Origin of the sequence: Flavobacterium sp. HSC-32F16 (assembly GCF_024171645.1) — a bacterium.
Lineage (GTDB): Bacteria > Bacteroidota > Bacteroidia > Flavobacteriales > Flavobacteriaceae > Flavobacterium.
In genome coordinates, this window is record NZ_JALKAC010000015.1 from 1 (window position 1) to 10,196 (window position 10,196).

A 10,196-nucleotide genomic window follows, 5' to 3' on the forward strand; every position below is an offset into this window, starting at 1 on the left:
GTAAGTTATGTCTCCTGAGTTAACAGCATTTTTGTTACTCTGCATTAAACTCGAATTGTTGTTGAAAATCAATGATCCTCCTGTGTTTACGTTTACTGAATTGGTAATGTTAAGAGTAGTAGTACTGTTTGCAGTTAATGTACCTAAGTTTGTAACTGAAAGTGTATTGGCGTATGAATTGGTATTAGTACCGCTAATAATTGGTTTGTTAACAGTATTTGGTATTACAACACAATCCGATGTTGTTGGAACACCGTTTGGAGTCCAGTTTGCAGCAGTATTCCAATCAGTATTAATACTTCCATTCCATGTTTTTGCAATTACTTTTATCAAAACAACTGCAGAAACACTAGAACAGCTGCCGTCATAAACAGTTCTTCTAAACCATGTATCTTGTGTTAAAATTCCAGGGTTATAGTTTTGACTATTATTTATTCCAGATGCGGCAGAGAAACCACTTGTATTATTGGTAGTACTGCTTTCCCATAAATAAGAATAAGTACCGTTACCAGTAGGTACAGATCCTGTAATTGTACCTGGTAAGTTTCCTGCACAAATAGCTTGAGAGTAAGACGCGGTAACATATAATCTTTTAAATATTCCTACACAAGCATCAGGAAACACAGCATTTGCAGCATCAATTGAAACGGTATTAGAATTGCCCAAAAGTGCACTTTCAACTATAGATTGACTAGTTATTGCATGGCAAAATGGATTTATAGCATAGGAACCACAAGTTGTTCCTGTTGGTGTTCCATAACTAGCGAAACTTACATTATTGAAATATGTTCCAGATGGCGCTGTCAGAGTTCCTGTTGTATTTTCTACTGGCTGCATGCAAATGGTACTAGAAGTTCCATTAATATAATTAATAATATTGTTGCCCGCTCTTAGTGAGATAGTAACTACTGTAGAAATTGCATTAGTACACACGCCGCTTGTTACTAATGCCCTATAATAAGTAATTGCTGTTAATGACCCCATTTGAGAACTAGTTAATGTTGCAGCTGTAGCTCCATTAATATTGTTGAAATTTGTATTATCTGTAGATACCTGCCATTGTATACTGCCTTTATGTCCACTTAAAGAAATATTTGCAGGCTGAGTTCCGTAACAAATCGATTGATTTGCAGAAGCTGTTCCACCAACACTTACCGGACTGTTTGTAATTGTAACCGGGGTGCTTTCTGTAAAATTACAAGCAGTTCCTGTTCCCGCAACATTGCTGGTAGCAAGACGTCGATATTGATATACAATATCATTTGCTGTGGTGTTCGCAGCCATTGCAGGGGGATCATATGTTCTTCCAGTTGCTCCTGGAATATTCGAGAATCCGCCTCCATTGGTTTGTATCTGCCATTGAAAATTGATATACGGATTAGCTGCATTAACATCAGCGCTGTTATATTCCAGCGAACCTTCAATAACCCCAGAATCTCCTCCATTGCAGAAATTTACTGTAGCTGGAGCTGTAATTGTATTTAAAGCCGCGTCAAATGGTGTTATGTTGAAAGCAACTCTGTTTGCACCTGTGTTTTCATAATATTCTAATGTAAAAATTGGGTTTGCCGGAACGTTTACCAAGATATTACTGTATGTAGTAGCACCTTGTTCTACCCATCGGTCTAACACATAACCGCCATTATTTATAGATAATCTTACTCCATCATCTCCTATTATTCGGATTAAATAGCATCCTGCAGGTCTTGTTGACTGCATACGATATCTAACAGCAAAACCTTCAGTATACATCGAAGCTCTTTGAACCCCATTTGAGGATATAGGAAAACAAGTGTAGTCATCGCCAAAGTTTGTGTCAAAATTTTCTGTTCCAATTGTATAATATCCTGCATAATTTGCATTAGTAAATGGTGAAGGTGCCGCACCTGTAGAATTATATACATGACCTATCCATGTATTGTTTGCACCTGCGGTTGTTTGGCTGTCAAGATTATTACGTGAAGAGTTTAATGTAAGTGTCATTGTGCCACTGTTTGTATCTGTACAGCTGCCAGCTAAAAAAACACGTATCTGCCCTGAAAAATTTGCTGTCCATGTAATTGATGTTCCAGTAGCTCCTGAAGAACTAACACTTGGACTTAAATTGTTATTTGAATTATCTAATAAGGTCAAATTTTCGTTGCCTGGAAAAATATTCCCTACAGAAAAAGTGTAATTATATCCTGAAATAACATTTACTACTGTATACTGTCCTGAACTCACAGTGCCTGTTTGAGTATTGCTGTAATCAATACAAAACGAATAATCTGATCCTGCTTGGGAAGTAGGTGTAGGAGTACATGCTCCTACTATGTTAACTCGTCCGTTTGCTCCATTCCCACCAGACTTAGGTCTATTCCAGGACCAAAATTCACTATTATCATATTCACCGCCACCGCCACCGCCACCAGGTGAAGTTCCAGAGTTTCCACTATTATTGCTTTGTCCTGCGCCTCCTGTTCCAGTAGTATTTCCTGCATCGCCACCATTTCCTCCATTTGCATTTCCTGTAACTCCATTAGAGCCTGATGAAGTTGTTCCATTTCCTCCAGTCCCACGTGTGCCTCTATTTTGACCACCTCCAGTTCCTCCATTAGAAGTAACAGTAGTTCCGGCATAAGTTAGTGTGGAATTACCTCCTGCTGTACCATTACCTGTAGATCCGTTTCCTCCTTGTCCGACAGTATAGGTTATTGTTTGTCCAGGTACAACTGCAAATGTTCTGGAAGAATACCCGCCGCCGCCGCCGCCACTTCCTCCATTATTGTTGCTAGTTGAGCCTCCTCCTGCACCTCCTGCACCCCAAATTTCAACGGCCACGCTGGTAATTCCGGCAGGAACCGTCCACGTTCTCGTTCCAACAGTATTGTCTGAAACCGATGTTTGTGAAAATGAGTCAAAAGCAAGAATAAATAAAAAAGATGTAAAAAGTAGTTTTTTTATCATAGTAGGCGTGGTATTAAATTTGTTTTTGATATTAAACCCTAATAAAAAATCTAGAATTCCGTTATTTGCAAAAACTTGATTTTTTTAGTTTAATGTTAAAATTCTTATTAATAACTGTTTAATGTATTAAACAGTTTAACAAACAGAATTTGCCTCAAAAATATTACAATTTGGAATAAAAAACAACACTTTAAAATTCGGTTTTTAAGAAATGTAAATATTTTATCATAAAATTTAACAGTTAATTGTATAATTTTAGCAATTAAAGTTAAAAAGAAAGAAAATACACATGAATAAAATTGTCACTCCAAAAGAAGCTTTACAGAAATTGGAACACTTTTGTGCTTATCAAGAGCGTTGCCATGACGAAGTGGTAACTAAGCTTTATAGTCTAAAAATGACCTCTGATGAGATTGATTTAATTGTAGTTCAATTGATTGAGGGGAATTTTTTAAATGAAACTCGATTTGCCTGCAGCTTTGCAAGAGGTAAACACAGAATGAAAAGCTGGGGAAAAATTAGAATTACAAACGAATTAAAAGCCCGACATATTTCTTCAACAAATATTTCACTTGCTTTAAAAGAAATTGCAGCAGAAGAATATTTTGAAACTTTTGAAAACCTTTCTGAGAGGTCTTGGAATTCTATTCAGGAAAATAATACGCTTAAAAAGAGGAAAAAATTCTGCGATTATATGCTTCGTCGTGGTTACGAAAGTGATATTGTTTACGAAAAGGTAAAAGAATTAGAGCAAAATACAATTTAAAAATACCTCAAAAATCTTGTTTCAAGAGTATTCTAAAAAGAAACAATTCAGTCTGTTAAAATGTCCTAAATTCCTCACGGAATAAAAAATAACTTATAGTTGTAGAATATTGCTTTTCTGCGATTTTTTTATTCCATCTGACGTTTTTTCGATTATTCCATTAAAAAACACGATCCAAATATGCTTATATTACGGATTTTTCTTATTTTTAAGAAAGGCGTTTTATAAGAATTTCCATAAATTGTTAATTTTTGCAATGTAGTTCGTCGATTATTTTAACATCTTATCGATTATATACTAGTTGTGAAAACCTTAATAAAATCAAACACGTAGATGTATCTATATTTGCTCGGTTCGAAAAGCTATGCCAGCATAACAATCTGATAGAAACACATCTAGTATGAAAAAAACTCTACTTTTATTTTTATTATTACTGCCATTTTTTGGGATTGCACAAGCCGATCTTGCAAAGTGGAATGCAGCAAATGGAGGAAACACAAATGCTCCTGTTCCAGCAACTAATGTTACCCCATTAGATGTTAAGTTTATTGGAATAAACCAACAATTTACTTCTTATAATAGCGTTAGTACATTTTTTCAAACTAGCGGCTGGCCTACTCCTGCGCAAAAAGGAGGAGAGTATGATCCTGATAAATATATCCAGTTTGAAATAAAACCAAATACTAATTACAAATTAGATCTTAATACATTTATATTCCAATGCAGATCTGGATCTGGAAAATTTAGAGTTAAATACTCTAAAAGTGCCTCCTTTTCAACTGGAGTAAAAGATTTAATTTCCGAAACTGCTTCTCCTAGCGACTGGACAACATTCAGCACACCTATTTCTTCTGATATTAATCCGGTTTTGGATAACGAAACCATTTATATCAGAATTTATTCATATAGTACTAATAATACATTTGATATTAAAACAGGTACAGAACCTACAAATATTGTTCCTATAATCAGAGGAACTATTTCGTCTTTTGATTCTACAAAGATTCTGGCGATTAATGATTATGTTGATACTAAAACAAATTTAGCAGTAAACATTAATGCTTTAAATAATGATGTTAAAAAGCAAGATGTTACTTCTCTAGTTATTACAACACCTCCAACCTCGTCCCAAGGAACTGTAATTGTTAATCCAGATAGAACTATAACATTTAATCCTGCACAAAATTTCACAGGGATCTCAACTTTTAGTTACACCATATCTGCTGGAACACAAACTTCAACAGCTAGTGTAAGAGTAACAATTGCAAATGATACTGATGAAAATTTATCACTTTGGAATGGAGCTGGTAATAGTTATGATCCAGTAGTAAAAACTTATGTAAATACAACATCACCAATAACTACTACTGGTGCATCACTTACATATATTTATGAAAATACAACTAGTGCCTTTTTTAAAACAGGAAGCTGGCCGACTCCTCAGCAAAACGGAGGGAGTTATGATCCTGGGAAATATATTCAATTTAAAATAAATCCTGATGGGAATCATGAATTAACTTTAAAACAGTTTAATTTCACATATCGTAATGGAGGTGGTAAATTTAGGATAGTTTATTCTAAAGATAGCAATTTTCAAAATGATGTTAAAACTTGGGTTAGTGGGGCAAATACTTCTAGCAGCTGGACTCCTTTGAGTTATAATTTTGCAGCAGATATAAATCCTGTGCGAAAAAATGAGACAGTTTATATTAGAATTTATGCTTATAGTACTAATAATACTTTTGAAATATTAAATGGAAACGGAAACAGTGTTGGTCCTGTAATTACTGGTACTATAAAAGATGTCAATACTTTATTAGCAAACAATGATTATAAAAATACCCCAAGTAATCAGGCTCTAACAATAGCTGTTTTAGAGAATGATGTTGTGGGGGGATCAGCTTTACAACCTATTACTGTGACACAACCAGCAAATGGAACTGCAACAGTTAATGCTTCAAATGAAATAACTTTTACTCCTGCAAGTGGTTTTTCTGGAACAACATCGTTTACCTATACACTTCGTAATGCAAATTCAAATTATTCGTCAGCAACTGTTTATATAAATGGAACAGCACCTTTGTGTACACCTCCAGGAAATCAAATAGAATTTGGAACAGAATCATGGATTGGATATGTATACAGCTGGACTGGAAATGTCTGGCCAAATCCTGTTGGACCTGAAACTCTTCCAATTTCTGGAAATGCTACCTATATTGGAATGGTAAATGAAGCTACTCCACGTTTTGACCGAAATATAGGAACTGGCCCAGTAGCAGGATCTACAACAAATATTCCTTGTACTACACCACCTTCAGATCGTTTTTTTGTACGTTACAAAATGAAGACAACAACTACAGCGGGAACCTATAATTTTACAATTGGCGGTGATGATGGAGTAAGATTATATGTAGATGGAAATTTAGTAGATCTAACACCTACTAATGTTTGGGGAAGACACAGTTATACTGTTTATTCAGGTCAGGTTGCACTTTCTGCGGCACAACATAGTTTCGTCTTAGAATATTTTGAATATGAAGAGGCTTCGCGTGTTTCATTTTCTTTTGGCGAAATTAAAGGAGATGTTTCTCTTCCGTATGGTATCAACACATGGAATGTATATGGTTTCTCAGTTGCGGATATAAATTTGCCTGCTAAAGCTTATGCCGGAACGTATGTTGACAATCGTGTAAGTTTTGATACGAAAACCCTTTGGAGTAATAAAAAATCCCCATCAGTTTATTCAGGGTGGCAAGGTGCGCCTATTGCAGATGATCAATTTACTATAACTTATAAACGTCAGGGATTTCCGTGTGGCAACTATCAAATACAGTTAGTAAACTGCGATGATATTGGGGAAATTTATCTTGATGGAACCAGAATTTTCCGCCAAAATAGTGACACTAATACTTTGCAGAATGTTGGAACTTTTACGTTAAATTCAAGTTCAAAAGTAGATATTATTCTTAGAGAAAATGCAGGCGATGCACATATTGCTGTTAATTTTAATATCGTTCCTAATTATTATGACGGAACATCAACTCCAGCACCAGGAACTGCCATAACAATTTCATCAAATACAACTTTAGCGTCAGATTTAAATGTGTGTTCTTGTACTGTTAAACCAGGAATTACATTTAAAGTTCCAAAAGATAAAACTCTTACAATAGATGATGCTTTAATTTTGGAAGGAACTGGAAAACTTCTTGTAGAAGATGGAGGATCATTATTGCAAAATAATACCGCAGCAAGTGCTTTTCAAGGAGGTACTACCAATTTTGAAATGGAAAGAAAAACCAGTGTGCGTCGTTATGATTACACTTACTGGTCATCACCATTAACATTGGCTTCTAATTTTACGCTTTACAAAATGTCTCCATATACACTTTCGGACAAGTATACTAGTTATAATCCAAATGCAAGCTGGGTAATCAGTTATGGCGGGGGATTAGTTATGACTCCGGGAGAAGGATACAGTGTGAGAGGACCTCAAAACACTGATATTGTTACACCAACTATCCAGACAGCTTTGTTTATAGGAGTTCCTAACAACGGAGATGTTCCGAAGACGACTGTTCAAAACAAATTCAATTTACTTGGAAACCCATATCCTTCTGCTATTGATGGTTATAAACTTATTCGTGATACCAATATTGGAACGATTTATTTGTGGACTCATAATACGCCGCCGGCAAATGATGGATCAAACAATAAATACAAATATGCCTCTGCAGATTATGCAGCGTTTAACTTATCAGGAAGTGTTAGAAACGGTGGAGATGCAACAGCTCCAACGGGATACATTGCTGCCGGACAAGGATTTTTTGCCAAACCAACCACAACAAGCATTACCTATACAAACGGTATGAGAGTAGGCGGAAACAATGGTAATTTCTACAAAACAGCAAAAACAGAAAATCTGGAAAGAAACCGTGTATGGCTGAATTTATCAAATGCCGAAGGTGCTTTCAAACAAACTATGATAGGCTATATCGAAGGGGCAACAAATGGACAAGATTTAAACTATGATGCGGCTAGTTTTAACGGGAACACTTATATAGATTTTTATAGCATCAACGAAACTGCTAAATTTTCTATTCAAGGACGAGCGCTTCCTTTCGAGAATAGTGATATAATCCCGTTAGGTTATAAAACTACAATTGCTGGAGACTTTACTGTTTCAATTGATCATGTTGACGGATTCTTTGACAGCCAGAATGTATATCTGGAAGACAAAAAAACCGGAGTTGTTTCTGACTTAAAAACCGGAGATTATACTTTTAAAACCGAAGCTGGAACTTTTACAGACCGTTTCACCCTGCGCTATACTAATAAAACATTAGGAACAGGTGATTTTGAAAATGTAAAAGACGGACTTTTAATTTCTGTTAAAGACAAAATTGTCAAAGTAACTTCAGCAAAAGAAAATATAAAAGAAGTTATCATATTTGATATTTCTGGAAAGCAAATTTATCAGAAAGGTAAAGTTGGAACGACAGAATTTTCAATATCAAATTTACAGTCTGGCGATCAGGTTTTATTACTAAAAGTTGTTCTTGAAAATGATTATATAACAACCAAAAAAGTGATTTTCAAATAGTAAAAAAATAAAACAATAAAATCCGGCAGTTTTCACTGTCGGATTTTTCTATGTAAAAAAACTCAATCAAAAGAATAAAAAAACATTAACAATATATAACACATTTAACCCCAATCAACCAAAAAAATATAAACCAATATGTGCCCAAAATCACTTTTGTTTACCCGTTCTTTATTTTTAAAATTATCCTTCATTCTTTTTTTAATCACGTTAAATGTATCTGGTCAATCTACCGTATCCAGAATTTATACAGATTGGAAAGGGTACTGGTCTTCTAATTCTTCAACATCTGCGGGAAATCGACCAGACCTTGAAAACAATTTAATTGGTTTTAACTGGAACGGAAAAACGTATTCTACTGGAGTTAATGACGGAGCTCTTGACACACATTCTGTAACATACGATAAACAAAAATTCAGAGCTTTAAAAATCCAATCTTTGGGTTCAACAACGGGAACATACTTTCTGCAAGGTTCAATGATTGATGGATCAAATACTGTTACAAGATTAGAGCCCGCAATAGCAGGATCTACCGCTACTGGTGCTGAACTTGCATCAAGATTAACTGATGGTGTAAACGGACTTTCACTTGGAACTGGAGTTGCAAATATTAGGGCCGGATCAGCAGAATTTAAAATTGGAACAAACAATTTAAATACAACGGGAATCAATGATGGAACACCTGATTTGATTGTAACTCAGGTAGCTGAGTATGGCGGTACACCAGATAAATTTAAATTCATTGATGCTTCAGGCAATACCGTTGGAAAAGAATTATCAATAACGTTCAATAATTCAACACCATCTATGGGTACTTATAGTCTTGATTTGTTTAGTATGAATGGAGCGTATGCTTTTACTCCTGCAGCAACAAGAGAGCTAAGGATGATAGCAATTGAGACCAGCGAATTTGAAATAAATGCTTCCAATGCTTCATTAGTAGATCGTTTTGTAGTAACTTTTTCTGGAAGCTCAGATTGTGCTTTTATCGCTTTTAATACAAATTCCTTAAAAATTGCAGAATTACAACTTCTAAAAACAGCTTCAATGCCTTCTTGTGGTACTGTAGGAAGTACAATCAATTATACCTTCGAGGTAAAAAATCCTGGAGAAGTTCCTATTACTGATATACGTATAACAGATCCTAAACCTATTACTTATACTACTGGAAATTCTATTGCAAGTTTAGGACCTGGTGCAACTGCGACATTAACAGGAACATATACCGTTACTGCAGCTGATGTTACATCGGGAAGAGTTACAAATTCGGCAAAAGTTGCAGGAACTGACCCGTCCTTAAATGTGGTGGAAGATATTTCGGGAACATCATTTACGAACGACACCCCAACTTCGATAGACTTACTTTCACCTCCAACAATTGGTACAACAGTTAACACAACATGTACTGATCTTGGTACTGTAGTATTAAATAACTTGCCTCCTATTGGTAATTGGGAAATACAACGAAGTCCAGATGGAGCTATAACAAGAGGTTCAGGTACAAGTACAACAATTACTGGTCTTACAGCAGGAACAACTTATAGTTTTAGAGTAACAAATGTTAGTGGTTGTAAGTCACCTTCAAGTGCAACAGTATCGGTAACCAATCAATCATCTACGACCTGGAATGGTACTAGTTGGTCAAATGGAGATCCAAACAGCACTAAAAGCGTTATTTTTACAGGACCATATACCTTTACAACAGATTTTTATGCATGCTCTTGTACAGTTAATTCTCCTGTTAGTTTAACTGTTCCATCAGGAATTACATTAAACATTACCAATTCAGTAAACGTAAACACAGGAGGATCATTGATCTTTAATAACAATTCGAGTTTAATGCAGAGTAACAAAAATGCTGTTAACTCAGGAGACATAACTTAT

At 35.3% G+C, this 10,196-nt stretch carries 3 protein-coding genes and 1 pseudogene; 3 read left to right on the forward strand and 1 reads right to left on the reverse strand.

Annotation, left to right across the window (positions count from 1 at the left end; all coding sequences use genetic code 11):
• A partial coding sequence (locus L1276_RS25195; protein ID WP_253792639.1) for an SUEL-type lectin domain-containing protein occupies positions 1–2,946 on the reverse strand: 2,946 nt, incomplete at its 3' end.
• A gap of 289 nt (positions 2,947–3,235) precedes the next feature.
• On the opposite strand from L1276_RS25195, the gene L1276_RS25200 reads away from it, so the two are divergent.
• The 3 genes and pseudogenes from L1276_RS25200 to L1276_RS25210 form a co-directional block, all read left to right on the forward strand.
• On the forward strand, positions 3,236–3,712 hold the full coding sequence (locus L1276_RS25200; RefSeq protein WP_253792640.1) for a regulatory protein RecX: 477 nt from the start codon (positions 3,236–3,238) through the stop codon (positions 3,710–3,712).
• A gap of 400 nt (positions 3,713–4,112) precedes the next feature.
• Positions 4,113–8,312, forward strand: a complete 4,200-nt coding sequence (locus tag L1276_RS25205) for an Ig-like domain-containing protein (RefSeq protein WP_253792641.1) — start codon at positions 4,113–4,115, stop codon at positions 8,310–8,312.
• Positions 8,313–8,450: 138 nt separating this feature from the next.
• A pseudogene (locus L1276_RS25210) lies at positions 8,451–10,196 on the forward strand (hypothetical protein); the annotation flags it as partial.

What these genes read in the sequence shown, in the direction of transcription:
- L1276_RS25200 (WP_253792640.1), top strand. Translation starts at nt 3,236, where the DNA reads ATGAATAAAATTGTCACTCCAAAAGAAGCTTTACAGAAATTGGAACAC.
- L1276_RS25205 (WP_253792641.1), top strand. Translation starts at nt 4,113, where the DNA reads ATGAAAAAAACTCTACTTTTATTTTTATTATTACTGCCATTTTTTGGG.